Source organism: Enterococcus sp. AZ088 (genome assembly GCF_051714845.1).
Lineage (GTDB): Bacteria > Bacillota > Bacilli > Lactobacillales > Enterococcaceae > Enterococcus > Enterococcus faecalis.
Genome location: NZ_JBIOSQ010000001.1, coordinates 2,320,001 through 2,346,618 on the forward strand (window position 1 = coordinate 2,320,001; position 26,618 = coordinate 2,346,618).

25 protein-coding genes, 1 tRNA gene and 2 rRNA genes (1 of these 28 cut by a window edge) are annotated in these 26,618 nt (G+C 38.4%); 3 read left to right on the plus strand and 25 right to left on the minus strand.

The features are described 5' to 3' along the window. The 6 genes from IGL17_RS11195 to IGL17_RS11220 form a co-directional block, all read right to left on the minus strand. A 23S ribosomal RNA gene (locus IGL17_RS11195) occupies positions 1 to 860 on the minus strand (it extends 2,053 nt beyond the left edge of the window). A gap of 176 nt (positions 861 to 1,036) precedes the next feature. Further along, positions 1,037 to 1,109: transfer RNA gene (locus tag IGL17_RS11200), tRNA-Ala, on the minus strand. A 79-nt stretch (positions 1,110 to 1,188) separates the two neighbouring features. Next, positions 1,189 to 2,749: ribosomal RNA gene (locus IGL17_RS11205) — 16S ribosomal RNA — on the minus strand. Together the 16S and 23S rRNA genes with 1 tRNA gene alongside form the textbook arrangement of a ribosomal RNA operon. Before the next feature lie 433 nt (positions 2,750 to 3,182). Continuing rightward, complete coding sequence (locus IGL17_RS11210; protein WP_002392518.1) at positions 3,183 to 3,431, minus strand: hypothetical protein; 249 nt, start codon at positions 3,429 to 3,431, stop codon at positions 3,183 to 3,185. Next, entirely contained in the window at positions 3,415 to 3,786 is a 372-nt protein-coding gene (locus IGL17_RS11215; RefSeq protein ID WP_002385270.1) for a hypothetical protein, read from the minus strand. The genes IGL17_RS11210 and IGL17_RS11215 overlap by 17 nt, the downstream gene beginning before the upstream one ends. Before the next feature lie 64 nt (positions 3,787 to 3,850). Beyond that, a complete protein-coding gene (locus IGL17_RS11220; protein WP_002365178.1) occupies positions 3,851 to 4,219 on the minus strand; it encodes a CvfD/Ygs/GSP13 family RNA-binding post-transcriptional regulator in 369 nt (122 codons plus the stop codon). 183 nt (positions 4,220 to 4,402) lie between these two features. Here IGL17_RS11220 and IGL17_RS11225 point away from each other — a divergent pair, with 183 nt between their 5' ends. Continuing rightward, a complete protein-coding gene (locus IGL17_RS11225) occupies positions 4,403 to 5,569 on the plus strand; it encodes a MalY/PatB family protein (protein WP_002368299.1) in 1,167 nt (388 codons plus the stop codon). Between the two features lie 62 nt (positions 5,570 to 5,631). On the opposite strand, the gene IGL17_RS11230 is transcribed toward IGL17_RS11225, so the two are convergent. From IGL17_RS11230 to IGL17_RS11240, 3 genes are all read right to left on the minus strand, one after another. Continuing rightward, a protein-coding gene (locus IGL17_RS11230; protein ID WP_202255333.1) for an IS3 family transposase occupies positions 5,632 to 6,776 on the minus strand; the annotation gives its coding sequence in 2 pieces (ribosomal slippage) (positions 5,632 to 6,503 and positions 6,503 to 6,776; 1,146 coding nt in all). Positions 6,777 to 6,934: 158 nt separating this feature from the next. Then, positions 6,935 to 7,141 (minus strand): DUF3955 domain-containing protein, encoded by a 207-nt coding sequence (locus tag IGL17_RS11235; RefSeq protein ID WP_002355151.1) that lies wholly within the window; start codon positions 7,139 to 7,141, stop codon positions 6,935 to 6,937. A gap of 164 nt (positions 7,142 to 7,305) precedes the next feature. Then, entirely contained in the window at positions 7,306 to 7,896 is a 591-nt protein-coding gene (locus IGL17_RS11240; protein ID WP_002355150.1) for a peptidylprolyl isomerase, read from the minus strand. Between the two features lie 204 nt (positions 7,897 to 8,100). On the opposite strand from IGL17_RS11240, the gene IGL17_RS11245 reads away from it, so the two are divergent. Both IGL17_RS11245 and IGL17_RS11250 read left to right on the plus strand, forming a co-directional pair. Then, complete coding sequence (locus IGL17_RS11245; RefSeq protein ID WP_002368301.1) at positions 8,101 to 9,111, plus strand: NAD(P)/FAD-dependent oxidoreductase; 1,011 nt, start codon at positions 8,101 to 8,103, stop codon at positions 9,109 to 9,111. Positions 9,112 to 9,259: 148 nt separating this feature from the next. Further along, positions 9,260 to 10,222 carry a phosphoglycerate dehydrogenase gene (locus IGL17_RS11250; protein WP_438760351.1) on the plus strand — a complete coding sequence of 321 codons (963 nt, stop codon included), beginning with the start codon at positions 9,260 to 9,262 and terminating at the stop codon, positions 10,220 to 10,222. Positions 10,223 to 10,286: 64 nt separating this feature from the next. Here IGL17_RS11250 and IGL17_RS11255 read toward each other — a convergent pair whose 3' ends face one another. The 16 genes from IGL17_RS11255 to wecB form a co-directional block, all read right to left on the minus strand. Beyond that, complete coding sequence (locus IGL17_RS11255; protein WP_016617846.1) at positions 10,287 to 11,840, minus strand: bifunctional metallophosphatase/5'-nucleotidase; 1,554 nt, start codon at positions 11,838 to 11,840, stop codon at positions 10,287 to 10,289. Positions 11,841 to 11,937: 97 nt separating this feature from the next. Beyond that, the gene (locus IGL17_RS11260) at positions 11,938 to 13,218 is read right to left on the minus strand and encodes an extracellular solute-binding protein (protein ID WP_002359172.1); all 1,281 of its coding nucleotides are present in this window, start codon (positions 13,216 to 13,218) and stop codon (positions 11,938 to 11,940) included. A gap of 23 nt (positions 13,219 to 13,241) precedes the next feature. Further along, positions 13,242 to 14,531 (minus strand): MBL fold metallo-hydrolase, encoded by a 1,290-nt coding sequence (locus IGL17_RS11265; protein WP_016617847.1) that lies wholly within the window; start codon positions 14,529 to 14,531, stop codon positions 13,242 to 13,244. Further along, the gene (locus IGL17_RS11270; protein ID WP_002355144.1) at positions 14,515 to 15,333 is read right to left on the minus strand and encodes a carbohydrate ABC transporter permease; all 819 of its coding nucleotides are present in this window, start codon (positions 15,331 to 15,333) and stop codon (positions 14,515 to 14,517) included. Before IGL17_RS11270 ends, IGL17_RS11265 begins: the two co-directional genes overlap by 17 nt. A gap of 4 nt (positions 15,334 to 15,337) precedes the next feature. Beyond that, positions 15,338 to 16,213: a carbohydrate ABC transporter permease gene (locus IGL17_RS11275; RefSeq protein WP_002355143.1), complete on the minus strand. Its 876-nt coding sequence runs from the start codon at positions 16,211 to 16,213 to the stop codon at positions 15,338 to 15,340. Further along, positions 16,213 to 17,346: an ABC transporter ATP-binding protein gene (locus IGL17_RS11280; protein ID WP_002385276.1), complete on the minus strand. Its 1,134-nt coding sequence runs from the start codon at positions 17,344 to 17,346 to the stop codon at positions 16,213 to 16,215. Before IGL17_RS11280 ends, IGL17_RS11275 begins: the two co-directional genes overlap by 1 nt. Positions 17,347 to 17,492: 146 nt before the next feature. Next, on the minus strand, positions 17,493 to 18,431 hold the full coding sequence (locus IGL17_RS11285; RefSeq protein WP_002373102.1) for a glycosyltransferase family 2 protein: 939 nt from the start codon (positions 18,429 to 18,431) through the stop codon (positions 17,493 to 17,495). 207 nt (positions 18,432 to 18,638) lie between these two features. After that, positions 18,639 to 18,968: a HesB/YadR/YfhF family protein gene (locus IGL17_RS11290; RefSeq protein WP_002355140.1), complete on the minus strand. Its 330-nt coding sequence runs from the start codon at positions 18,966 to 18,968 to the stop codon at positions 18,639 to 18,641. Positions 18,969 to 19,022: 54 nt separating this feature from the next. After that, a complete protein-coding gene (locus IGL17_RS11295; RefSeq protein WP_002355139.1) occupies positions 19,023 to 19,688 on the minus strand; it encodes a potassium channel family protein in 666 nt (221 codons plus the stop codon). 103 nt (positions 19,689 to 19,791) lie between these two features. Next, positions 19,792 to 20,424, minus strand: coding sequence for a response regulator (locus tag IGL17_RS11300; RefSeq protein ID WP_002355137.1), 633 nt, complete (start codon positions 20,422 to 20,424; stop codon positions 19,792 to 19,794). Next, positions 20,399 to 21,502 carry a sensor histidine kinase gene (locus IGL17_RS11305; RefSeq protein WP_002365182.1) on the minus strand — a complete coding sequence of 368 codons (1,104 nt, stop codon included), beginning with the start codon at positions 21,500 to 21,502 and terminating at the stop codon, positions 20,399 to 20,401. Before IGL17_RS11305 ends, IGL17_RS11300 begins: the two co-directional genes overlap by 26 nt. Then, on the minus strand, positions 21,499 to 22,230 hold the full coding sequence (gene liaF / locus IGL17_RS11310) for a cell wall-active antibiotics response protein LiaF (protein WP_080119813.1): 732 nt from the start codon (positions 22,228 to 22,230) through the stop codon (positions 21,499 to 21,501). Before liaF ends, IGL17_RS11305 begins: the two co-directional genes overlap by 4 nt. Positions 22,231 to 22,380: 150 nt before the next feature. After that, positions 22,381 to 22,860, minus strand: a complete 480-nt coding sequence (gene greA, locus IGL17_RS11315) for a transcription elongation factor GreA (RefSeq protein ID WP_002355133.1) — start codon at positions 22,858 to 22,860, stop codon at positions 22,381 to 22,383. A gap of 260 nt (positions 22,861 to 23,120) precedes the next feature. Continuing rightward, positions 23,121 to 24,506: an endolytic transglycosylase MltG gene (gene mltG / locus IGL17_RS11320; RefSeq protein WP_002415850.1), complete on the minus strand. Its 1,386-nt coding sequence runs from the start codon at positions 24,504 to 24,506 to the stop codon at positions 23,121 to 23,123. 207 nt (positions 24,507 to 24,713) lie between these two features. Further along, complete coding sequence (locus IGL17_RS11325; protein ID WP_016617849.1) at positions 24,714 to 25,391, minus strand: HAD family hydrolase; 678 nt, start codon at positions 25,389 to 25,391, stop codon at positions 24,714 to 24,716. 72 nt (positions 25,392 to 25,463) lie between these two features. Then, a complete protein-coding gene (gene wecB, locus IGL17_RS11330; RefSeq protein ID WP_016617850.1) occupies positions 25,464 to 26,615 on the minus strand; it encodes a non-hydrolyzing UDP-N-acetylglucosamine 2-epimerase in 1,152 nt (383 codons plus the stop codon). Between the last annotated feature and the right edge of the window lie 3 nt (positions 26,616 to 26,618).

A 26,618-nucleotide genomic window follows, 5' to 3' on the forward strand; every position in this document is an offset into this window, starting at 1 on the left:
TTTCGGAGAGAACCAGCTATCTCCAAGTTCGTTTGGAATTTCTCCGCTACCCACACCTCATCCCCGCACTTTTCAACGTACGTGGGTTCGGTCCTCCAGTGCGTTTTACCGCACCTTCAACCTGGACATGGGTAGATCACATGGTTTCGGGTCTACGACTACATACTCATTCGCCCTATTCAGACTCGCTTTCGCTGCGGCTCCGTCTCTTCGACTTAACCTCGCATGCAATCGTAACTCGCCGGTTCATTCTACAAAAGGCACGCCATCACTCATTAACGAGCTTTGACTTGTTGTAGGCACACGGTTTCAGGATCTATTTCACTCCCCTTCCGGGGTGCTTTTCACCTTTCCCTCACGGTACTGGTTCACTATCGGTCACTAGGGAGTATTTAGCCTTGCGGGATGGTCCCCGCGGATTCCGACGGAATTTCTCGTGTTCCGCCGTACTCAGGATCCTCCTAGGTGTTGTTAGCATTTCGTCTACGGGGCTTTCACCCTCTTTAGCGGAATTTTCCAAATCCTTCAACTATACTAACAGACTACCATATTGGAGTCCTACAACCCCAACAAGCAAGCTTGTTGGTTTGGGCTCTTCCCGTTTCGCTCGCCGCTACTCAGGGAATCGAATTTTCTTTCTCTTCCTGCAGGTACTAAGATGTTTCAGTTCTCTGCGTCTACCTCTAATCAGCTATGTATTCACTGAAAAGTAATATCCTATAAAAGATATTGGGTTCCCCCATTCGGAAATCTCTGGATCATAGCTTACTTACAGCTCCCCAAAGCATATCGGTGTTAGTCCCGTCCTTCATCGGCTCCTAGTGCCAAGGCATCCACCGTGCGCCCTTATTCACTTAACCTTATCAACCTTACGGTTGGGTCTTGATCACTTCTTCTAGCGATAGAAGGTTAATCAATAAATAAGCAATTGAACTTATTAAAAAACTCATTCAACGCGGTGTTCTCGGTTTGTTTTGATTCTTTTTACTTCAATATCCAGTTTTCAATGAACGAATCTGATAGCAAAAGCTATCAATGGAGCCTAGCGGGATCGAACCGCTGACCTCCTGCGTGCAAAGCAGGCGCTCTCCCAGCTGAGCTAAGGCCCCGAATTTATTTGATTGAGAGTAGACCTCTCAAAACTGAACAAAGTAAAGACGAAATGTGTATTTCCGTAATATTCCTTAGAAAGGAGGTGATCCAGCCGCACCTTCCGATACGGCTACCTTGTTACGACTTCACCCCAATCATCTATCCCACCTTAGGCGGCTGGCTCCAAAAAGGTTACCTCACCGACTTCGGGTGTTACAAACTCTCGTGGTGTGACGGGCGGTGTGTACAAGGCCCGGGAACGTATTCACCGCGGCGTGCTGATCCGCGATTACTAGCGATTCCGGCTTCATGCAGGCGAGTTGCAGCCTGCAATCCGAACTGAGAGAAGCTTTAAGAGATTTGCATGACCTCGCGGTCTAGCGACTCGTTGTACTTCCCATTGTAGCACGTGTGTAGCCCAGGTCATAAGGGGCATGATGATTTGACGTCATCCCCACCTTCCTCCGGTTTGTCACCGGCAGTCTCGCTAGAGTGCCCAACTAAATGATGGCAACTAACAATAAGGGTTGCGCTCGTTGCGGGACTTAACCCAACATCTCACGACACGAGCTGACGACAACCATGCACCACCTGTCACTTTGTCCCCGAAGGGAAAGCTCTATCTCTAGAGTGGTCAAAGGATGTCAAGACCTGGTAAGGTTCTTCGCGTTGCTTCGAATTAAACCACATGCTCCACCGCTTGTGCGGGCCCCCGTCAATTCCTTTGAGTTTCAACCTTGCGGTCGTACTCCCCAGGCGGAGTGCTTAATGCGTTTGCTGCAGCACTGAAGGGCGGAAACCCTCCAACACTTAGCACTCATCGTTTACGGCGTGGACTACCAGGGTATCTAATCCTGTTTGCTCCCCACGCTTTCGAGCCTCAGCGTCAGTTACAGACCAGAGAGCCGCCTTCGCCACTGGTGTTCCTCCATATATCTACGCATTTCACCGCTACACATGGAATTCCACTCTCCTCTTCTGCACTCAAGTCTCCCAGTTTCCAATGACCCTCCCCGGTTGAGCCGGGGGCTTTCACATCAGACTTAAGAAACCGCCTGCGCTCGCTTTACGCCCAATAAATCCGGACAACGCTTGCCACCTACGTATTACCGCGGCTGCTGGCACGTAGTTAGCCGTGGCTTTCTGGTTAGATACCGTCAGGGGACGTTCAGTTACTAACGTCCTTGTTCTTCTCTAACAACAGAGTTTTACGATCCGAAAACCTTCTTCACTCACGCGGCGTTGCTCGGTCAGACTTTCGTCCATTGCCGAAGATTCCCTACTGCTGCCTCCCGTAGGAGTCTGGGCCGTGTCTCAGTCCCAGTGTGGCCGATCACCCTCTCAGGTCGGCTATGCATCGTGGCCTTGGTGAGCCGTTACCTCACCAACTAGCTAATGCACCGCGGGTCCATCCATCAGCGACACCCGAAAGCGCCTTTCACTCTTATGCCATGCGGCATAAACTGTTATGCGGTATTAGCACCTGTTTCCAAGTGTTATCCCCCTCTGATGGGTAGGTTACCCACGTGTTACTCACCCGTCCGCCACTCCTCTTTCCAATTGAGTGCAAGCACTCGGGAGGAAAGAAGCGTTCGACTTGCATGTATTAGGCACGCCGCCAGCGTTCGTCCTGAGCCAGGATCAAACTCTCATAATAAAAGTTAGAACAATCTTGCGATTGTTAAGCTCAATTTGTTTGCTAGCATATTGCTTGCTTGTTAAAAATGTTTGTTGTCTTGAATTGAATCAAGACGCCCTACACATTTGGTTCGTCTATTCTTTGTTCAGTTTTCAAAGGTCTACGTTACCTCGCAGCAACTTTTATATCATAACAAACTTTCGTTTGAATGTCAAGAACTTTTTTTAAAAAGTCTTTTAAGTCGTTTTGCTCGGTTGTTGTTGTCTGTTGTGACAACTTCTATATCTTATCATCTCGTTTGTTATTTGTCAACAACTTTTTTGTTGTTTTTTCAAACTTTTTTAGAGAGATTTGAAATCAAGAATTGTTATTTAATTATTGATTTCTGAATCGCTCAGCTGTGTGACCCGCCTTGCGACATGTAATAATATATCAAGATTTTGATGTTTGGTCAACACTTTTTTTCAAAAAAATTAAAAGAAGTTTTCAATCTGTTTTCATTCTTTTCAATTATTTCGTTTTTAAACTTTTTAAATCCTAATTGTCTATCAAAACAGTTTAATTCCTTACTAAAAATCGAACAATTTGAATCATATATTTGAAATAGTTCGATTAACTTTTTTACGTACAACATAAAAAAAGAAAGAATCTGTTCGATTATCGACAGATTCTTTCTTTTTTGTTTAAAACATTGGGACACCTTCAATATGATATTTTGACCAAATCGTTTTTAATTCTGCAGGTGCTACCCATGTATAGTCTTTATCCATTTCATTTTTAAGTGCTTGTTCATCCATCTCGAAGACAAACAGCGGAACATTTTCTTTATTGATATGCGCGTTAGTTAATTCTACTAAGCTAATTGAAGTAACGTCCAATTGAACCTCTTCTTTGAACCATTGTAGCATACTAGCTAAACCCGTCATCTCATCAGAAACTTTTGCCATCGCAAACTCAATCGCTTCACCTATTGGATGCATCAAAAATTTTTTACTACCATCGTTTAAGTTCAGTATGATTGTTCCAGCGACTTTTTTGTTAGACACGACATCCACCTCAATTAATTTTTAGATTCACTAACAAAAGAAATTGTAACACACTTTCTGAAAAAATACAGAATTATTTTTCAAGCAACTTATCCATTGCTTCATCAATCCATTCTGGAAGTTCTTTGTCTAAGGTTGCAAAGCCAATTTTTTTATTCTTATCCGTAAAATATTTTTTGCGTCGATGGTTCACTGAATGAACTTTGTCTTCAAGGGTTCGTAAAGATAAGCTAATCTTTTGAGAATATTCATCAACATCAATAACTTGAACGGTTACTTTTTGTCCAACGGTTAAGAGTCCATGGATATTTTTAGTAAAGCCAGCTTGTACTTCCGAAACATGAATCAGTCCTTGTGTTTCTTCGTCTAAAGAAACAAATGCGCCATATGGTTGAAGTCCGGTAATTGTGCCAGAAAGTACCATACCAATTTTGTACTTCATCAAATTTCCTCTTTTCATACGATAAATTTCTTTTTCCGTTTCTACTCATTTAAAATAATAGCATTTTTTCAACGTTTGTGCATTATTTCTTCCCTAGTTGTTAAAACTATTGTTTCATCTTTTAAGCAAAATCTACTATACTATAGGAAGTAAGACTTTATATAGAAGAAAAGGAGTTATCTTATGTTTAATTTTAATGAAACCATTGATCGTCGCCACACGAATTGTGTTAAATGGGACACCGTTGAAACGAGTTACCACGAAAAAGATTTACTACCTTTATGGGTTGCTGATATGGATTTCAAAGTGCATCAGCCTATTCTTGATGCTTTGTCACAAGTTATTGAACAGGGCATTCTAGGATATGCGATTGCACCTAATGAACTGTATCAAGCAATTCAAGATTGGCAACGGCAACACCATCAATTGATTGTTGAAAAAGAAGAAATTTTGTTTAATAGTGGCGTGGTACCCAGTTTGGCCACAGCCGTTCAAGCGTATACAGCACCTGCTGATTCTGTCATGATTTGTGATCCAGTCTACCCCCCTTTTGCAGATGTGGTAAAACAAAATGAGCGTAGACTTGTGCGCCATTCTTTACTAGAAGTTAACGGACATTATGAAGTTGATTTGGTTAAAATGGAACAACAGATAATCGAAGAAAAGGTGAAACTGTTACTTTTTTGTAATCCCCATAATCCTGGTGGACGTGTTTGGACAAAAGAAGAATTGCTAGCAATTGGCCGTTTATGCCAAAAACACCAAGTAACTGTGGTTAGCGATGAAATTCATCAGGATTTGATTTTCAAACCGCATACCTTCACTTCCTTCACTGTCGCTGATGAAGCATTTAAGGAATTCACTGTTACCTTAACCGCGGCAACGAAAACCTTTAATTTAGCGGGGATTAAAAATTCAATGCTGTTCATTCCTAATGAAAAACTACGGCAATCTTTCGTATCTTTACAAGACAAAAATCATCAAGGCGGTATCAATACTTTTGGCTACGTGGGAACGGCAGCTGCCTATCAAACAGGGGAAGAATGGCTAACGGCGTTACTGGATTATTTAAAAGAAAATATTGATTTTGCCCTTTCCTTTTTCCGTGAAGAGATGCCTAGCGTTCGTGTAATGGAGCCTGAAGGAACCTATCTTTTATGGTTAGACTTTAGTTCTTATTCGCTAACGGATCGGGAACTTCGCGATACCTTAATTCATAAGGGGAAAGTGGTTCTAAATCCAGGAATTAGTTTTGGTCCCCAAGGTTCTCAACACATGCGTTTAAACTTAGCTTGTTCAAAAGAAACTCTCGAAGAAGGCCTTTTACGTATCAAAAAAGCCTTTAATTAAAAACAGCTGTCCTAGTTTGGAACTGACCTAAGATTGTGAGACAGGAATAAAAAAGCATTTTCCTAGACTGCTGATTTCCGATAATCTATCGGCGATTGGTAGTCTAGTTTTTGTTGAATTCGACTTTCATTATAATAAGTAATGTATTTTTTTACAATTTCTATTACAATAGATGTAGGTTCATTTGTGAGCCCATCTAAGTAGAACGTTTCAGACTTTAGTGAGGCATGAAACGATTCGATGCAGGCATTATCTGAAGGTGTCCCTTTGCGGGACATACTCATGGTAATGCCTTTTGTTTTTATTTGATTCTGGTAGTCAAAAGAAGTATAAACAGAGCCCTGATCACTATGCAATAGACAATCCGTTGTTTGGGGCAATTGATCAAGTGTATCCAGAACAAAAGCCGTATCTTGCTTATCACCGATGGTATAGGCGATAATTTCACCATTGTATAAATCCATAATTGAAGACAAATACAATTGCTTTTGACCAAAAGGCAGATAAGTAATATCTGTTACCAATTTCTTTAAAGGAGCGTCTGAAGAAAATTGTCTATTTAGCTTGTTCTCGACAACCGTGTAAGGTTGTCCCACTTTACTGCGTTTCTTCATTTTCACGCGACAATTCCAATGATATTTCTGCATAATCTTTTGTACGGTGTTTTTGTTTACTTTGTATTCCTGATTAATCAACGCAGTAATCTTTCGATAGCCATATCGAAACTTATGCTGGAAGCAAAGTCGACGAACGGCTTCTTCAAGAGGTGTTAACTTTCCCAAGTCTTTTCGATGAGTCCAACGATAATAAGTAGCTCGCGAAACGCCGAAAAGTTGACACAATGCAGTAATGGTTATTTTTCCTTTCATTTTTTTAACTAATTCTACAAATATTTCTGGCTCCACGTCCTTTCCAATTCTTTGTACTTTTTTAGCACCTCAATATGCATTTTTAAATAGTTATTTTCATTTCTAAGCTGTTGTTCATTTGATCGAATTTCTGGACCTTTTCCATAAGCATATTGTTTTCCAACGGGTTGAACCAGACGATGATTCTCGCCATTACGGTACCAACGCCACCATGTTTCAATTTGTGTTTTGTTTTTAATGCCTAATTCTTCCATAATCATTTTTACAGGAATATTCTCTTTTTTCATCTGTATAGCCATTTCTTTGATGTGAATCGGATAAGACACTCGATTTCCCATTGAAAAAGCACCTCCTAGTTAAATTCATTTTAACGTGAATTCAACAAGAGGTGCTTTTTTATTTTGTCTCAGTTTATTGGGTCAGTTCAATTCAACAAGAGGTGCTTTTTTATTTTGTCTCAGTTTATTGGGTCAGTTCATTTTTAGGACAGCTGTTTTTAATTCTTTCTTTTGCGTTTAGCTAAATAAACTCTGACGAACCAGATACCTGAAAATAGAAGTAAAATTTCTCCAATTATGATTGTATAAAATCCTGGTTCATGAACGATTCCTTGCTGATCTACATACGTAAAAAACGTTCCTATAAATGGGAGTATTACTGCAAACAAAGCCAAGGCCATTGGATATCTGTATTTTTCTAACAAATTTGCTTCCTCTCCTTCTATTCTTTCACTCAGTATCCTATAAAGACTTCATTAAAAGAAGCGATTTGGACGCTTTTAAAAAAAAGTTAGTCGTTTTAAGAAAAAAATAAAGAGTACCAACGAATTTGTCCCTCGTTGGTACTCTCTTTTTCAATTGGTTAAACTTATTCACCAATGATTTCAACTGTGTCCATCACGACGTCAAATGTTGGACGGTCTTGGGCATCCCGTTGGACTCCACCAATTTCATCCACTACATCCATACCATCAACCACATGACCAAAAACAGTATGACGGAAGTCTAACCAAGGTGTTCCGCCTTGTTTGTAAGCTTCAATAATTTCTTCTGGAAAACCAGCATCTTCTAACTGACTCATCATTTGAGCTGGAACATTTTGATTAGTAACAACAAAGAATTGGCTGCCATTTGTGTTAGGACCAGCATTTGCCATTGACAATGCGCCACGCAAATTGAAAACATCCCGAGAAAATTCATCCTCAAATGCTTCTCCATAAATACTTTCGCCGCCCATTCCTGTTCCGGTTGGGTCACCGCCTTGAATCATAAAATCAGGAATCACACGATGGAAAATAACGCCATCATAGTAGCCCTTTTTCGCTAATTCAACAAAATTTTTAACCGTTTTAGGCGCTTGTTCTGGGAATAATTGAACAGTGATGTCGCCTCGGTTTGTTTTAATGACAGCTTTTGGGCCTTTAGCATTTTCTAAATCTAATTGTGGAAATTGTGACATGAGAATGTCCTCCTAGATAATTATTTTATAGTTCCATCATATCGAAAAATGCTGAAAATTGCTATGATCTTTTTCCAATGATTAAAGAATGCTTTGATTCGTTAGCCAAACTTGCTTTTTTCGAAAAGCCGTGCTATTTTGTGAAGTGTTCGCAAAACGATCAATAGTTGTCTCAACCCTAAATGAATTAGGAGGAATTTTCAAATGTCTGATGAAAAAGATATTTATGATTTAACGATTATCGGCGGCGGTCCTGTTGGATTATTTGCCGCTTTTTATGCGGGAATTCGTAAAGCGAAAACGAAAATCATTGATAGCCTGCCACAATTAGGTGGTCAGCTAACAATGCTGTATCCCGAAAAATATATTTATGATATTCCTGGATTCCCTGCTATTAAAGCCGGTGAGTTAATTGCCAATTTGGAAAAACAGATGCAGCCATTTCAGCACGATGTTTGCTTGGAAGAAGAGGTCACACACCTTGCACAGGAAGCAGATGGACTTTTGCGCTTAGACACAACTAAAGGCACACATTATTCTAAAACGGTTATCTTTGCGATTGGTAACGGCGCTTTCCAACCTCGACGTTTAGCTATCGAAAATGTTGAAGCCTTTGAAGGTGAGTCAATCCATTATTATGTGACTGACATGAAAAAATTCGCTGGCAAAAAAGTTGCGATTGCTGGTGGCGGCGATTCCGCAATTGATTGGGCTTTAATGCTAGAAAACGTTGCAGAAGAAGTATCTATTATCCATCGTCGCCCACAATTTCGCGGCCACGAACATAGCGTGGAACAACTGGAAAAATCTAGCGTTTCTATCAGAACTCCTTATATCATTAGTGATATTTTAAAGGAAAATGAAACGTTCACAGGCATCCAATTAACGGAGACAAAAGGTGACCAAACATTGGATCTCCCTCTGGATGATTTAATTATCAATTATGGCTTCACTTCTTCTTTAACACACCTCAAAGAATGGGGATTAGACGTTTCTAGAAATGCTATTAATGTTCATTCCGATATGTCAACTAACATTCCTGGTGTATACGCTGTAGGGGATATCTGTTCCTATGAGGGAAAAGTGAAATTAATCGCTACAGGATTTGGTGAGGCACCTACTGCCGTAAATAATGCTTTACATTACTTACGGCCCGATGCTCGACGTCAACCAGTTCATAGTACAAGTTTATTTGAAAACGGCGTACCTAAATAAGGTTAGCACTGGACTTTAGCAGTTTTTAAGCCAAGGACAAAAATCTAAATCGGATTTTTGTCCTTGGTTTTCTGCTTTACTGAAAAGCCTTTCTTTTTCTCTTTTAAATTTATTTTTGATACAATAAAAAGTGCTAGGAGGAAGAAAGATGAACCAACCAATTATTTATTTAAATGAAGTATTCAACGAAGAACAACTGGAACAAGTGAAAGCTGTGGCACCCAATTATCTAGTTAAAACATCTACCGATTATTTATCCTCTGCTGAAGAAGAGGCCATCGAAATTATGTTAGGCTGGCATAAAGAAATTGGTCCGCGTTTATTAGCCTCTGATACTAGTCACCTAAAATGGATTCAGCTCATTTCTGCTGGTGCTGATTATATGGATTTTGATAAATTAAGAGAAAAGGGCATTCTGTTGTCTAATGGTAGCGGAATCCATAGTGTTTCTATCTCAGAACATGTTTTAGGCGTTTTATTAGCACATACCCGCGGACTGCAAGAAAGTATCCAACAACAAATGCAACACACATGGAATCAAACAGCCCCTTCCTATCAACAACTTTCTGAGCAAAAAATGTTAATCGTAGGCACCGGGCAAATCGGACAACAATTAGCTAAATTTGCTAAAGGTTTAAATCTTCAAGTTTATGGCGTGAATACCTCTGGACATGTGACGGAAGGCTTCATTGAATGCTATTCACAGAAGAATATGAGTAAAATTATCCATGAAATGTCCATTGTTGTGAACATTCTTCCTTTGACTGAAACAACAAAACATTTATACAATCAGGCACTTTTTGAAAAAATGGCTCCTGAAACAATTTTCGTAAATGTTGGTCGCGGCGCCTCAGTAGCAACGAACGATTTGATAACTGCCTTAAACAATAAAACCATTGCTTTTGCTGCCTTAGATGTCTTTGAAGAAGAACCTCTTCCCGAAGATAGCCCTTTATGGGAGATGCAGAATGTTTTATTAACACCTCATATTTCTGGCATGACACCGAAGTTCAAATCAAAATTACTGGCGATTTTTATTCCAAACTTAAATCAATTTGTGACGGATCAGACCCTCGTCAAAAACCAAGTTTCCTTAAAAAAAGGCTATTAACTCAAAAAAGGCCTTCAACCATCTTTCAAGTAATTGCATGGTTGAAGGCTTTTTTTGCTATTTTTTACCAGATAACCTTGAAGTTATCATTTGTCGACGCTTGAATGATTGGATGTTTTTTTAAATATTCTGCAATCAGTTCCGTCATATCAATTTGGATTTCTCGAATAATTTTTTCAGGTTGGAACATTTGATAGTTTCCGCCACCGACTGCACGGTATTGATTTGTCACGATTTCCAAAACATCTTCTGCTTGCACTGCATTACCATGATAATTAAGTTTCGTCACTCTTTCACCAAACGGTTGTCTTAAATCAAGCGTATACTCAATGCCTTCATACATATCATAATTATAGTATTGTGGTTTTGGATCAACATATTTCGGGTTAAAAATTGGTTGGCCTTTTTCTAACACAAAATAAGTAGCGCTTTGTTCTAACGCTTCACGGAGGTCTTGTCCAGTGACACGCAATACAGCCAAGGTATTTGGATAAATATAGTTAGTAATGATATCGCGCATCGTAATTTGGTTATTAAACCCTTTGCCTTCATTGTTAAAAAGTGCAGTCCCTGAAATATCCGTTCCGCTTGAAGCCATTTGGACGTTATTAATAAATTCTATATATGGATGTTCTTTGAGGCGTACGGCATTCGGATTTTGAATCGTCATATCCCCTTCCACATTTCCCACTGGTTGATCAAGCCACTCTTCTACCTCGTCATGTAACGCTGTTGTCAAAGCTAAAACTTCTGCATCTGGTTGTTCGTTTCCAACAGGATGAATAGCTGCGTCACTTCCAATAACGCGATAGCCTTTAGCCATAGGTTCAATTTCTAAAGTAATTTCTCCAACGAAAGCTCCTCGAAAACCTGGTTGAATCACAGGTATTCCATTCAGTTTTGTAGCAATTTCTCGATGTTGGTGACCAGTGACTAAGGCATCAATCCCAGGAACTTTTTCCAATAAATCGTAGCCTTCATTTTCTCCTGTTAGTAATTCCGTGGGTTCCCCTGTTTCTAAATCTTTTTCAAAACCGCCATGGTAAGCGACAACAACTAGGTCCGCTTCTTCCCGCAGTTTTGGCACGTATTCCGCCGCTGTTTCAACGACACTTTTAAACGTTAAATCTTTGACTGTTGCCGGCTGTTCCCAATGAGGAATATATTGAGTCGTCACGCCAAGGATGGCTACTTTAACCCCTTGTTTTTCTATGATGACATACGGCTGACCGAAATAAGGTTGTCCATCTTTACCAAGAATATTGGCAGCTAAAACTGGCTGTTGATAACTGGCAATTGTTTCCTTTAAATAATCTAATCCGTAATTAAATTCGTGGTTACCTAAAATGCTAACATCATAATTCATTTGATTAATGATTTTAGTGATGGCTTCCACTGAATGTGTTTCTGCTTTTCTTACGTAGTAACTAAGCGGCGAACCTTGAATAAAATCCCCATTTTCAATTTGAAAAACTGGTCCTTTGGCAGACGCCCGTAACTTTTTCAGCATGGTTGCTGCTTTTGCGGTTCCAAAAGGTAAATCCATCTTTTTTTCACTATAACTTGTTGGCATAATGTACCCATGCATATCACTTGTTGCTAAAATTTTTATTTGCATTTTGTTTCTCTCCTTCTTCCGCCCAAAAGAACAGGAAGGTTAGAACACGAGCCATAACGACTCAGATCCCAACCTCCCACGTCTGTTTATTTATTGATTATTGGTTCCATGCTTGTTCAAATTGTGATGTTGCATCTTTCAATAATTTTTTCGTGTCTTTATTTGATGAAGCAAAAATACTTTCCATAATTGTCCGCATTTCATTATAGGCTGAATCAGCATTTTCTTCTACTGGGATAGCGAATAAATCTTTTACTGCGTTTTCAAGTTGTGCAGGTACTTTGGTTGTCTTAGAATTTTTGTACTCATCACTGTGTAAAACAGATTCTAAAATTGGCATATAACCTGTTTGTTGTGCCCAGTACAATTGTGAATCAGGAGTAGCTAAGAATTTCATGAATTCAAATGCCGCTGTCCGTTGTTCTGGCGTAGCACTATCGAACATATAAATATCTGTTCCTTGTTGTAAGTTGATTTTTTCAGGACGTGGTGCAACACCGTATTCATAGCCACCAGCTTCAGCATCTTTTTGAACAAAACCAGCACCAGCAATACTACCGACAAACATTGCTACCTTTTTGTTTGCAAATGGGCCAGATAAATATTTATCTGAACCAGCTGTGCGGAAGTAACCTGCTTCGATACCATCACGGTAATAGTCCACGACTTCTTGTGAATCTTTGCTTGTTAAATCTAAGTCTTTATTAAAATCAACGCCTTTGTTTTTCATTCCAATTGCGTAATAGTTATTTAACGAGTCAAAACCAGCACCAACGACTTCTTTGTTGGATTTTTCGTAAATTGTTTTAGAAGCTTCTTTTAATTCCTCTAATGTTTTCGGTACTTCAACACCATATTCTTTCAACAAATCAGCATTATAAAATAACATTTCTGTCGATTTATTAAATGGAATGCCGTATTGTTTGCCGTCGATTTTGGCGCCGTCTAACAATACTTCACGAATTGGTTCTGCATCTTTCCAGCCGATTGTGTCATCATCCATATATGGTTTTAAGTCCACTAACATTTCATCTTGTGCAGCATTCCATAACCAGCCTGGGTACGCTTGCGTAATTGTTGGTAAATCTTTTGGTGAAGTTAAAGTCGAATTGATTTTGGCTTGTAAATCAGGGTAAGCAGATTGATTTTGTAATTCCACTTTAATTTTTGGATTTTCTTTCATGAAGTCTTTCGTTAATTTTGTTAACGCTTCTTCTTGAACCCCATTCATTGCATGCCAGAAAGTGATTGTCGTATCTTCCTTCACTTCTTTCACAATATCGTTTGATTCTTTGGCCCCATTACCGTTACCACAAGCCCCCAATGCGAAAATAGCTGCGGTTGCTAACACTGTTGTTGCTAGAGTTTTGAACTTCATTTTTTTCTCTCCCTTAAAAAAATTTATAAAACAATTTGCTCGCCACGTTCTGGCAATATTCTTTCACCATACGGGTTTTCCAGTTTTTCTGGTTTTAACGTATGGATTGGAACCAATACTTGAGGTTCAATCAATGCAATAATTTTATCCAGATCTTCTGGAATTGCATGTCCTGAACAAGCTAAACGGACAAAAGTAATGTCTTTTTTAGCCAACAAATCTAAAAACACGCGATACTGTGGATCAAAGTCCCCTAACGGTTGCGCATCACTGTGAATGTATAAACTACCTTCTTTGAGGTTGTCAAACTGGTTCACAACTTGCCACAAATAGTCTGTTTTGTCCTTTAGTAACGTGTCATACGGGATTTCTAACGCTGGATTCAATTCTGGTATTTTACCAGATTCAGCATAATAATAACGAACTTCTATTCCAAATACTTCAAGTAACAACGCAGCCATATTTGCTTCTAAAACGACTGTACGTGGTGACTTTTCAATAATCTTAGCAAAACGTTCCACGTTTGCTGGATAACCATTAAAGGTAATTTGTCGATTCGGGTTTTCTAGTTCTAAACGAACCAAGTGCTGAACAAGATCTTCTTCACTGACAACCGCTATTTGGGCTGGATCTGGTTCACGTTCTGGGAAGCTAATGCTTACGCCTTCCATCATTAATAATTCAGTATGTTTAGCTTTTTCACAAAAAGCTAAAGTCTCTTCACGATTATGGCCATGTAAGCGCAAATCACCTGTGTATGTGATGAAATGGTCAGGCGTGCGAATCAGTAATGCCGAAGCACCGTACGCATCATGATCAACAGGCACGATTTCCACTGAAATTTCGCCAACTTTAATCACATCGTTTTTATTAAGACCAATCATTTCTCGGGTAAAATTCTTTTCTTCAAACGGTGATGGAATCAAAAAATCACCTTTGCGATTTAAACTATTTAGAATCATTTTCGTTTCTTTTAGGGTGTACAACGGAACAGCTGGGTCTAAATAATTAATCATGCGTGAATGATCTAAGTGGGCATGAGATAAGAAAACAGCGGTGTGTTGATACTCTTTGTCTTCTGCACCATGATATTCATAACCTAAACGTGGATCATATAAGTCTTTTAATTCTGGCACTAAACGATTATTAATTAAGGTTTCAATGTGATCATCGGGCAAATCTAATTCTGGTCGAAATTCTGTACCAAAATCAAAGAAGATGTGGGCATCTTTATACGCCACTTCAATCACGGTTCCTCCAATTGTTAAAATGCCACTGTGAAAAGTCACAGTTGTTTTAGCCTTTGATTCCATTTTTTGCAACTCCTCTGATAATTTCTTTTCTGAAAATCAAGTAAATAATTAAAATTGGAATAACGGTTAATGTTGCAGCAGCCATTTGTAAATGTACGTCACTACCGCTCTCTGTCGCAAAGGCCGATAGTCCATTATTCAATAAACGGTATTTTTTCTCGTTCGTCACCAACAATGGCCACAAGAAAGAATTCCAACTAGAAATAAATGTTAAAATCCCTACTGTTACCAACGCTGGTTTTGACATTGGTACTAAAATACGCCAAATGTATTCTAAATCACTAGCGCCATCAATCTTGGCAGCCTTGTAAAAAGTATCAGGAATACCTTTTAAATAACCGTTTAAATAGTAAATATAAAAAATACTAGTTAAAAATGGAATAATTAAGGCGCTGTAAGTATTTAACAAACCTAATTGCGCAATCGTTTGATAATTGGTAAAAATAATAGATTCATACGGAACCATTAACAACGAAATCATCAAAGCAATGACCACATTTTTAAAACGGAACTTCAAACTCGTTAACGCGAATGAAGCTAAAACGGCGGTGACTACCGTAGCAATCGTTGTAACGCCTGAAACAAAGACTGTGTTCAAGAAATACCGAAGAAAGGGTGCTTTTTGAAAGACCTCTGTGTAGTTTTGCCATTGTGGTTGTTTCGGAAACATGGTTGGCGGCATGCTGGTCGCTTCAGAGTAACTCATTAAACCAGCTAAAATCATATAGACAAATGGAAATAACGTAATAACGGCTAAAATGCCTAAGAAAACAAATGCGATAATCGTTAAAACTTTTTTCATTGGCTTATTGCCCCACTTTCTTTAAGAGTTTATTTTGTAAGAAAGTGACCACTAAAATAATCACAAATAAAATCACTGTGGCGGCCATCGCAATTCCGGGACGCCCTGCAATGTGGAATTTGTCATAAATATAGTACACTGCGGTTGTGGCACTGTTGGCAATCCCCGCACGACCACCGAATAAAGCATAAACTTGTGTATAAACTTTAAAGGCGCCAATTAAATTGACCGTTAATAAAAAGGCAATGGTCGGGACTAGCTGCGGAAACGTAATACGTCGGAAAATTTCGCCGTCTGAGGCGCCAAACATTTTTGCAATTTTAAAATGTTCTTCATCAATATTTCTCAAGCCCGCCAACAAAATAATAATATTAAATGCTAAACTCGTCCAAACCCCAAAAATAATCAATGTCGGCATACTCATTTGAACATTATCTAGCCAGTTGACAGAAGGAATGCCGAAAAAGCCTAAGACGTAATTGACAATTCCATAATCGCCATTAAAGAAGTAACGGAAGACAATCCCAATGGCAATCGTACTCGTTACATAAGGCATAAAGAAAATCGTTTCAAAGAAACTCTTATGTTTAACTTTTTCAAAGATAATCCAAGCAATTGCTAGGGAAATTATCAAGGCAATCGGTACCACAGCAAATGCATAGAGCGCTGTATTTTTTAACGCTTTATAGAAGATTGGATCATTCAATACACGTTGATAATTTTCTAAACCAGCGTAGCGTTGGTTAATTAAGGAACCTTTTTGGAAGCTCATCCACAAAGAACGAAACAGCGGATAAACGCTAAACAGTAAAATGATTCCTAATGATGGCAGAAGGAAGAGCCATGCTTTTGGTTGATTTTCTGGATTGTATTTTTTCATTAGTAAACCCGGTCTCCCGCTTCGTTAAAGATAAATACTTTTTTATATGAAAAATCAAAAGATAAAGTGTCTCCTTCTTCAATCGCTTCTTCTACACTTACAATTGATTTCACTTGTTCATTTCCTAATGTAAATCGTAAAATACGTTCTCGACCAATCAATTCCACTAAATCTGTCGTTGTGGTAAAGAGACCTGTTTCAGTTGGTACCACATCTTCTGGACGAGAAGCAAACGTATATTTCCCGTCAGTCATTGGCATTTTAAAGCGTGCTTGCTCAAAACGCTCAAGCGGAATTTCAAAACTTTCGTGGTACATTTTGCCGTCTTTCACTTCAACAGACAATAAATTAATAATTGGGTTACCTATGAACTGAGCAACAAATAAGTTATTTGGTTCTAAGTAAAGGTTTTGAGGTTCATCATTTTGTTGAATAACCCCTTCGTTTAATAAAATAATTTTATCACTGATTGATAGCGCTTCCTCTTGGTCGTGCGTTACAAAGATTGTTGTAATGCCTACTTCTTTCACCAAGCGGCGGATTTCTTCACGAATTTTCAAACGCAAACGTGCATCCAAGTTACTTAAAGGCTCATCTAATAATAAAACATCTGGTTTTTGAACTAACGCCCGGGTAATCGCAACACGCTGTTGTTGACCACCAGAAAGTGTGCCTGGCTTTTTATGGCTTAACTCTTCAATATTCGTTAGTTTCATATATTCTTCGGCAATAGCTTGTGCCTCTGCCTTGGGAACTTTCTTACTTCCTACCGTCAAAGGAAACATTACGTTTTCTAGAACAGTCATATGTGGATATAAGGCATAGTTTTGAAAAACGAACCCGATGTTCCGATCTTTTGGTGCTGTTTTGACAACCGATTGCTGTCGAAACTGAATATCTCCATCACTTGGATGTAATAAACCTGCAATTAAGTTTAAAATTGTGGATTTCCCACACCCACTTGGTCCTAACAAACAAACCAAGTCCCCTTGCTCAATCGTAAAATTGACCGATTTTAACGCTTCAAACCCATTATCGAATACTTTTTTCAAGTCGATAACTTCTATCATGACCCAACCTCCAAAAAAACATTTAATAGCATACCTTTTGATTTTAACATTTATTTCTTGCAACCGCGAGAGCAAAGCTGTTTCATTAAGATAAAAATAGGTAAAGTTAATGTATTTTTTATGTAAAAAATGTTGTTTTTCTGAAAAGTCTATTCACACTTTTTTTAATGCGCAACAAAAAAACAGAGAATTTTTCTCTGCTTTTTTGGTTATTTTTTAGAATCTTTTTCTGATTCCTTTACAATATAAATTGGTCGTTTTTTCGTTTCTAAGAAAATTTTGCCGATATATTTGCCAATAATTCCTAAACATAATAGTTGCAAACCACCTACAAAAAGTACAATACAAACCATTGAAGGCCAGCCGCTCGTTGGATCACCATTAACTAATGTTCGAAAGATAATCACTAACATTGCTAGTGCAGAACCAATACACGAAAAGGCGCCAACGTATGAAGCAATATTCAATGGTGTTTCTGAAAAATTGACAATCCCGTCAATTGAATAACTTAATAGACTCCAGAAAGACCAAGAGGTTTCTCCAGCAATTCGTTCTCGATTTTTAAATTCAATATATTCTGTTTTAAAACCGACCCAACTAAAAATCCCTTTTGAAAAACGATTATACTCAGATAACTCTAAAATCGCATCGACCATTTGTCGGGTCATGACACGGAAGTCACGGGCACCATCCACCATTTCCGTCTCAGCAATTCGATTAATGAGTTTATAGAACATCCGTGCAAAAAAGCTACGAATGGGCGGTTCGCCGTCTCTTGTTATGCGTCGTGTGCCAACACAATCTAAATCTGTACTGGTTTCAATCATCTCAATCATTTGAGGTAATAACTCAGGCGGGTCTTGTAAATCAACGTCCATGACTGTCACTAAGTCACCTGTTGCTTCTTTTAAACCAGCGTATAAGCCCGCTTCTTTCCCAAAATTTCGTGAAAAAGAAAGATAACGGACCTTCTCTGGATGTTCGCGATAAAGCTGTCTTAAAACAGCTAACGTATTATCTTTTGAGCCATCATTCACAAATATATATTCTACTGAATGAGATAGTTGCTGGCTAATTTTTTCTACTTCTTCAAAAAACAGCGGAATCGCTGCTTCCTCATTATAACAAGGGACAACAATTGATAGCATTTTATTTCCTCCACACTTCAGTTAATTATCATTATACCATATGATAGCCTTATTAAATAACGATATCCAATTAAGAATAGCTTAATTAAATAGAAAGAACCTGAGAAAAAATCCAAAACGATTTTTTCTCAGGTTGACTAGCGGTTAAACGAAAGCAACAGAAATAGTCCTACGCACTACTTCAGCCTCTTTTGTTTAGCACTAAATTTATTTTGTTAAATCTTCTTGGTTCGCTTCAAATTGATAACGCGGTTCATCATTCTTTTCATCATAATCAACAATTAAATCATACCCTTTAAAGAACCAATCATCTGTTTCTTCAATAAAATAGGTAATCCCATCTAGGTTCTCTTTAATCATTGGCTCATCTGGCGCTTCTACAGACATCGCAATGGAAAAACCATCATGAACAGGTGTTTTTCCATAAATTTTTCCGAAAAAACGAATGCCTGTCTCAGGCTGAACCCCGGTTTCTTCTTTAAACCATTGTTGGGCTTTCGGTGTCACTTCTAATTTCATTCTTTGTTCCTCCTTCACATCTCTGTCGCCATTTATTGTAGCACAGCGCAGTGCTTTTAGAGAATAAAGTGCTTAGCCATTCATTTTTTCATCTAATAAATCCACGTCTGCGGTATCACCGATAACTAACAAATTGTCGTTTTCTCGAACAATTTCAGAAGCATCTGGCGAAGCAATTACTTCTGTTTTCGAGCGGCGAATCGCTACCACAGTTAAACCAAATCGTTGACGGAAATTTAATTCTGCTAAGGTTTTATTGTAAAATTTAGGATTGGTGACCCGAACCTCAGCTAATGAAAATTCGCTAGATAATTCAATATAATCTAAAATATTGCGTGAAACAAGTTTGTGAGCAATTCGAATACCCATATCTCGCTCTGGGTGAACGACCATGTCTGCCCCAATTTTATCTAAGACACGGGCATGATATTCATTGACTGCTTTGGCTAAGACATTGGGAACCCCCATCTCTTTAACCATTAGTGTCACTAAAATACTCGCTTGAATATCTTCACCAATTGCCACCACTACGTGATCAAAATTCCGAATTCCTAAAGAACGCAACGTCATTTCATCTTGGGCGTTAGCCACCACTGCATGCGTTGCAATATTCATATATTCATTGACACGGTCTTCACTGCTGTCAATGGCCAAAACTTCTTGACCAGCTTCCACCAAAGTTTGGCATATGCTGCCGCCAAAACGTCCTAAACCAATAATTGCAAAATTTTGTTTCATTTCTTCTGACCGCTCCTGTCTGTTCGTTAAAATTAGTATAACAAATCCATAAATAAATTCCTAGAAGGATTTCCTAGAATTTATTTATGGATTTATCTGATATTTATTTGGCTAAACCATGTTGAAAAGCATAAATCGCCGCTTGGGTCCGATCATCCACATCTAGTTTTGCTAAAATGTTTGAAACATGTGTTTTAACTGTTTTCAAAGTGATAAAGAGTTCATCAGCTATTTCCTGATTACTTTTACCTTGTGCAATCAACATTAAAATTTCGTGTTCTCGATTTGTCAAATCTTCATGCAACACCGGCTCTTGTTTTTTTGTTAACCGTTCCATCATCTTATGCGTCACTTCAGGCTCCAACACACGCTCTCCGCGATAAGTCGCCCGAATTGCATCAGCAATCTCATGTGCTGTTGATGTTTTTAATAGGTAGCCCGCTGCACCAGCTTCAATCGCCGGATACACTTTTTCATCATCAATAAAACTCGTCACAATAATAATCTTGGCTTCTGGCCAATCTTTCAAGATCGCTTTGGTTGAATCAATGCCATCCATTTCTTCCATTACCAAATCCATCAAAATAACATCTGGACGTAGTTCCAATGCTTTTTCATAGCCAATCTTACCGTTTTCTGCTTCGCCTACGACTTCTATATCCTCTTGAATAGATAAATATGATGAAACGCCTAAACGGACCATTTCATGGTCATCCACTAACATTACTTTGATCACTTGCAGTTTCCTCCTTTATGACAGGAACTTTAATTTCAACGCTGGTTCCCTGCCCTTTAAAACTAATAATTTTAACTGTACCGCCCATGCCGACAACACGTTCTCGGATATTATTTAAGCCATAACTACCGGCTTTATTACTTTGTTCCTTCATATCAAAGCCGACACCATCATCAACAATACGCAATAACACGTTTTTATCGACTTGGTGTAAGTATACCTCTAATTCCTTTGCTTTGGCATGTCTTAAGGTATTTGAAAGTAATTCCTGCACAATTCGGAAAAGATGATCCTCAATGCTGCTATTTAAATGAACATCTTCAACATCCCAAATCAATTCAATTTTAATTTTTGTTTGTAGTTCTTTCAGTAATTGTTCAATACCTTTACGCAAACTTTTTCCTTCTAGACTGATAGGACGCAAGTGCAATAGTAACGCGCGCATTTCCGATTGGGAGGCATTAATGATTTCTGCCACCATGGCTAGTTGTTTACGATATGGTTCCGGGGTTTCTGTTCGTTGTGCTTGTTCATTTAAGGCAGACAACATCATCATGGCTGCAAAAAGTTGTTGACTGACTGAATCATGCAACTCCCGCGCCAAACGATGCCGCTCGTTCTCTAAAATTTCTTCTTTTGTTTGCCCATCCATTAATTGCGGCCGACTGTTTAATAATTGCAATTCTTTAGACATCTCTAATAATTTATTTTTAATCGACCAAATATCTTGTTCGACTTCGGTTAGATAATGGTCTTGATTTTCACTGGTCGTTGGTTTGTTTAAGACTGGACTTTCATAATTACCGTTGGCCAATAACCGAAGTTTTTCTTCAATCCGTCCATATTGCCCTTTTTGAACCAATGAAATCAGTAAAAAGGTCAATAAGCCTATTAGTAAGGATATGAGAACAATGTGCACAATTAGTGGTAAATAAAAGACTTTTCTCTGAAGAAGCTCTAATAACCACCGGTTTTGTTTAATCGAATGAAAATATGAAAACAATGTAATTAAGATAACAATAAAGGTGCTAAGGGACGCATATAATGAAATCATGCGCCTTGAAATCCGATCGGTCATACACGGATCACCTCAACATCTCCTACTAAAGTGTTCGTCATAATTTTCAAACGACGAAGATTGGTATCGTAATCATTGCTGTAAATTTTTAATGATTCGTTTTTCAATTGATATTTTTCTTCTTCAAAACGTACCGTTCCGTAAAACGTTGAATGTTCTAACAAAATAGCTACACCTAACGGTACTAGGATTCGCGTGCGGCCAAAACCTTTACGAATAATAATAATATTGTTTTCTTTCGGTAGTAGCGTATTACCTAAATCAATAATGGTGTCCCCAGAGATTAAATCAATATTGATGTCGTCCCATTCATAGATATTGTTGCCAATACGTTCGTTGGCAAACCAACGGCGTTTAAATCGTTTGCCATTTTTCGGTTCTTTGGCCGCCGTTTCCACCATAATCATTTGTTTTTTACGCCAAGGTGCTCGTTCAGCTATATCCACGCCTGAAATCTCAAAACCTTTTAAGCCGATAAAGAGTACGCCAAAAATCAACATAAACCAAACAGCCGTGCTGTTCATTGCACCAATGACAATAAAAACAACGCCGAGGACGAATTGAAAGTTGTTAAAATGTGTTTTAGATGCTTTCCTGGAAACGTAGGCCACAAGTAAAACGCCAATTGTTAATAAAACAGCTAATCCAGGATTATGTACAATTTGCCATAACGCCAGAATAAAAAGTAATGCTTCTGCGACGATAAAAAAGCGCCAAGGGTTATTCATAGATTTGCCTCCTCCCTCTGTCATTTATTTTACTCGTTTATTTTATTTAATCATAGTGGTTTGCGCCTCAGGTTACCATAGGACTTTAGCCCTAAATGTCTTAGATTGCGAAAGGACAGGCCTTGGAAGCTGCCTGCCCTACTCAATTATTTAGTTTGCTTCAACTTTTGTAATTTTAACTGTCATGTCGCCACCAGGTGTTGCAATAATCACTTGGTCGCCTAATTGTTTACCAATTAAGGCTTGTGCAATCGGTGAATCGTTAGAAATTTTACCAGAAAATGGATCGGCTTCGGCACTTCCTACGATTGTGTATTCCTCTTCTTCTCCGTCAGGTAACTCTTGGAAAGTAACTGTTTTACCGATGGAAACTTCGTCTTGGTCCACGCCATCATTATCGATGATTTCTGCAAAACGAATCATATTTTCTAACGTTGTAATACGTCCTTCAACGAAAGCTTGTTCATCTTTAGCTGATTCATACTCTGAGTTCTCTGAAAGATCCCCAAAGCTACGAGCGATTTTAATACGCTCTACGATTTCTTTACGTTTAATTGTTTTTAATTCTTCTAGCTCTTGTTCTAATTTTTCTTTTCCTTCAAGAGTCATTGGATATACTTTTTCTACCATGTTAATTCTCCTTTTTCGCTTAACGATACGTAGTTCTTGGTTGGTTATTGAAAAAAATTCCGCTTTCAATCCACAAAAGAGTACCACGCTTTTTCTAAATTGTAAATATAATTATTGAATTTTTGTGATTTTGCTAAATTTTATTTATATAAATTTCTAGTTGCTACTCTTTCCCTCTGCTAAACAGATTACTTTTTGAGTATCTAAAAGCTTGGTGAATCATACAAAATTGATTCACCAAGCTCTTTTATGTTTTCATTTTATTCACTACTTGAATTATTGACATACTGATCTACTAATACTTGATGTTCTTCATATGTTTTTGAGAAGTATACTTTTCCTGTAGAAATATCTGCTACAAAGTATAAATAGTCACTTGGTGTCGGATTCAAGACTGCTTTAATTGACTCCTCACTTGGGCTATCTAATGGTCCTGGTCCATAACCAGTATTTTTATACAAGTTATAAGACGAGTCCACTTCCAAGTCAGCATACGTTACAGTTTCTTTGTGTTCTCCTAGAGCATACAAAATAGAAATATCTGATTGGATTGGCATATCAGCAGCCAAGCGGTTAAAGAATACTTGCGCAATTTGTTTGCGGTCTGCTTCTTTGACTCCTTCTTTTTCAACCAATGAAGCTAACGTTAAGACTTGCTGATTGGTTAAATTCTTTGCATGAATTGTCGGCGTATATTGTTCCATTACTGTGTTCATTTTAGCAACCATCTGTTCGACAAATTCAGGAAGTGTTGCTTTTTTGTAGTAATCATAAGTCGCCGGGAATAAATAGCCTTCTAAGCGATAACGAACACCTTCTGCGGTTGCAGCACTTTCAAGTAAATCAGGATACTTAGCCTTCATTTGATTGAAGAAGTCTTCATTTTTCATTAATGCAATGAAATCTGCTTTCTTGAAATCCGTATTTTTTTCAATGGCTTCGCCAATTTTATCTATATCGTAGCCTTCAGGAATCGTTACTTTGCCATCTGCGATTTTAGTTGGTTCTGGCGTGCCTCCTTCTTTTAGCATTTCACCAATTTCATCGAGTGTCATGCTTGGAGACATTTGATAATAGCCCGCTTGAAAATCTGTTAAGTTTTTAAATTTTACGTAGTAGTTAAAAACCATTCCGCTTTTAATGACGTTGCTTTCTTCTAAAACCGCAGCAATTTGCTTATTAGAAGATCCTTCTGGGATATGCACTTGAACAAGCTTCTTATTGTTCTTGTCTAGTGGTTGTAGCCCAGCGTCTACATATTTATAAAAAGTAAACCCAAAGATTGCCATCATTAAAACCAATACAGAAACTACAATTAACACGATACGACCGACTAAACGATCTTCTTTTTTACGTGTTTGTTTTTTTGTATTTGTTGGCTTTTCGTCTGTTTCAATCGGGGTTGGCTCTTCGACTGTCTGTGTTGTCTTGTCTTTCCCACGTCTTCGAGCAGCTCTAGAACCTGCACGTGTTTGTGTTGTGCGGCTCGCTGTTTCTTGTGATTCATCAGATGAAGGTTGGGGAGACCTATCATTTTTTTCAGAGGAATCAGGTTGATCGCCATCATTTCTACCTTTTAAAGACCCAGTTACTTGATCTCTAAGCGAAGATTTGGGATCTTGGTTATTTTGGTTATCATTAGCCAAAACTAACCCTCCTTACTATTCTATCGTTTATGACTGAAACTATTATACATGAAACCTCTTTAAAATTAAATGTTTTTAATAAAAAGACCGTCATTCCCCGATAAAAAATTCATCATTGACAACGTTTAAAGCCTATGATGGCGCTTTTCTATTGAAACGATAATAATTCTTAAAATCCTCCTAAATTTATCGAAAATCCATTTTCTATTAAGAATTTTGTAGCAAAATAGCACCTAAGTCTTTAGGCGATTGTACTAGGAATGTCGCTCCCGCCTCTTGTAATTCTGTTTCTTCACCAAATCCATACAAGACACCTATACTATCTAAGCCATTTTGTTGAGCACCAATAATGTCATAATTACGATCACCAACCATGATAATTGCTTCTTTGGTTGGGTCTAATTGAGCTTCCGTTAATGCATACTGAATCACATCTGCTTTTTTAGAACGATGACCGTCCATACTCGCTCCATAGATGCCTGTAAAATAACGATCTAAATCAAAATGAGTAATAATCTTTTTTGCAAATTCTTCTGGCTTGGAAGTCGCAATGTATAACTTTGCTCCCGCTTCCTTTAACCTTGTTAGTACCTCTGGGATCCCTGGATACACATGATTTTCAAACATACCTTTTCTCTGATAATACGCTCGATAATGACCCACGGCTTGTTGCGCTGCTTCAGCTGAAGGCGCCATGTGCAAAAACGACTCATATAAAGGCGGCCCTATGAAAGAACGTAACGTCTCCTCGCTAGGAGCTGGCCAGCCTAATTGTTCTGTTGCGTATAAAATAGAACGCATAATGCCGCTACCAGAATCCGTAATTGTGCCATCTAAATCAAATAAAATCGTTTGATACATCTTCACTTCACTACTTTCTAGCATTTTTGTCTAATTGATTCTTCAAAATAAGATACGCAAAAGAAGCACCTTTTCAGCGCTTCTCTGCCTTTTTATTTATTTTGCTGTAAACGTATCTGGTTTTTTATCTGATTGCTGCATTTCATAGGCAATGGCTTCAACGATTCGGCGGCTAGCTTGACCATCCCCATACGGATTTTGTGCATGCGCCATCGCGTGGTAAGCATCAGAATCAGTCAATAATGTTTTCGCCTCTTGATAGACTACTTGTTCGTCTGTACCAACCAATTTCAATGTTCCTGCCGCTACGCCTTCTGGACGTTCCGTTGTATCTCGTAAAACTAAAACTGGCACACCTAAGGAAGGAGCTTCTTCTTGCACACCGCCAGAATCAGTTAAAATTAAAGCACTTTTCGCTGCAAAATTTTGAAAATCTTTGACGTCCAATGGTTCAATTAAATGCACACGAGCTAATTCACCTAAGTGTTCCGCTACTATTTCACGGACTTTGGGATTTTTGTGCATAGGGAAAATGACTTCAATTTCTGGATGTTCCATTACAAGTCGACGAACAGCTTTAAACACATTTGCCATTGGCAGGCCTAAATTTTCACGACGATGCATTGTAATTAGCACGATGTGCTGGTCTGTAGGGATTTTTTCCAATAAATCATTTTGATAGTGGGCATCAACGGTGTACGCCATCGCGTCAATCGCTGTATTGCCAGTCACATAAATATGTTCTTCTGGATGATTTTCTTTGATTAAATTGTCCTTACTTTGAGTAGTTGGGGCAAAATAAATATCAGTTAACACGTCTACCAGTTGACGATTCATTTCTTCCGGAAACGGAGAATATTTTTGCCAGGTCCGCAATCCTGCTTCCACATGTCCCACTGGAATCTGTTGATAAAAAGCAGCCAATGCAGCCGCAAATGACGTGGTTGTATCGCCATGAACCAAGACAATATCCGGCTGTTCTGTCACAAGAACCTCAGTTAATAAATTCAAAACACGACTTGTAATATCTGTTAAGGTTTGCCCATCTTTCATGATATTTAAATCATGATTCGGTGTAATTTGAAAATCTTCTAACACTTGATCCAACATTTGGCGATGTTGCGCTGTTACGACTACTACAGAGTCAAATCCTTGACTTTGCTCTTCTAAAACTTTGATTAAAGGGGCCATTTTGATTGCTTCTGGCCGTGTTCCAAAAACCGTCATTACTTTAATTTTCTTCATCATTTT